The organism is Vibrio sp. 10N.286.51.E5 (assembly GCF_041469125.1).
GTDB lineage: Bacteria > Pseudomonadota > Gammaproteobacteria > Enterobacterales > Vibrionaceae > Vibrio > Vibrio crassostreae_C.
In genome coordinates this window covers 1-1,110 of sequence record NZ_JBFRJZ010000146.1, presented here as the reverse complement: position 1 = coordinate 1,110, position 1,110 = coordinate 1, and the positions used below count along the sequence as shown (strand labels likewise).

Sequence of the window (1,110 nt, the reverse complement as noted above, 5' to 3'; positions counted from 1 at the left end):
CAAAATTATTTACAGGGTCATACTCAGGATAGAGTGCCGCACTTTCTTCTTGTTAAAGCTCTTTTCAACTTTAATCAAGAGAGTAATGCTCACATTAAACTAAAGGTTGATAACCTTGACTTAGTGAGTATGCTAGCGGAAATAGAAGATTTAACTAAGATTAAAGCGGAAGTTCCTTTTACTCGAGAAAGGTTTGAGTGGATTCAAAAGAATCTAGAAGTACGCTTTAAGTTAATAAAAGAAGAATTAAAAAAATGATTACGATAGAAAATCCACTACATGTAGAAACACTCTTTTTGACTTGGCAATCTAATAGCGATCGCAATCAGCGCTACTTGGTTGGGCTCCTTAAAAAGGCTGCTAGTGGTTTTGAGTTTTCATATTTAGTTGATACACCCGATTATATTGCCGCTTTGGACCATGGCTTTATGGGCTACCCTGCCTTTCGCTTAAGTGATGACGTGTATACAAATGACGTAATGACTACATTTATGAAGAGGCTCCCACCACGTTCGCGACGTGATTTCAGGAAGTATTTAACAAACCATTATTTGTCGGAGAACTTCGACGGTACTGATTTTGATTTAATTTCTCATACCGGCATCCAGCTACCTAGTGATGGCTTCGACTTAGTCCCTGATTTATCGGAAGCACAGCTACCATTTGATTATTTAATGGAAGTTGCAGGTTCGCGTTACTACATCACTGGTGATGAGGCTGCTTCTATAGATATAGGTGCGCGGGTTCGCTTTGAGTGTGAAAATGATAATGAATTTGACTGCAATGCAGTCGCCTTGTTTATCGCAGAACAACCGATAGGGTACATAAACAAGTTAATTTGTCCTGCATTTAGAAGATTGATGACGCGTGATATTTCATGCACTGTAGCTAAAGTGTCGGGGACGGTAGATCGCCCGCTCATTTATGTCATGTTTTCTGCTAAATAATAAAAGCCTCCAATTGTAGAGCATTGAATAATTTGACTTTGCTCTTGCAAATTGGCACTTTCTACAAAAATCTGTTCTCACAGAAGTAAAAAAGAGAAGCCCACGTTGGCTTCTCTTTTTTGTTGAGACACCTAACAGTCCAAGGCAGGGCGGGATCGCACTT

General features: G+C 39.5%; 2 protein-coding genes. Both read left to right on the top strand.

The features are described 5' to 3' along the window. On the top strand, window positions 1-258 hold a 258-nt coding region (locus AB4161_RS23150), incomplete at its 5' end, for a hypothetical protein (protein WP_372084485.1). Beyond that, a complete protein-coding gene (locus tag AB4161_RS23145) occupies window positions 255-947 on the top strand; it encodes a hypothetical protein (protein WP_372084483.1) in 693 nt (230 codons plus the stop codon). The genes AB4161_RS23150 and AB4161_RS23145, both read left to right, overlap by 4 nt. Window positions 948-1,110: the final 163 nt, after the last annotated feature.

Bases quoted from the DNA above. Each gene is read 5' to 3' on its own strand.
- AB4161_RS23145 (WP_372084483.1), top strand. From the start codon at position 255: ATGATTACGATAGAAAATCCACTACATGTAGAAACACTCTTTTTGACT.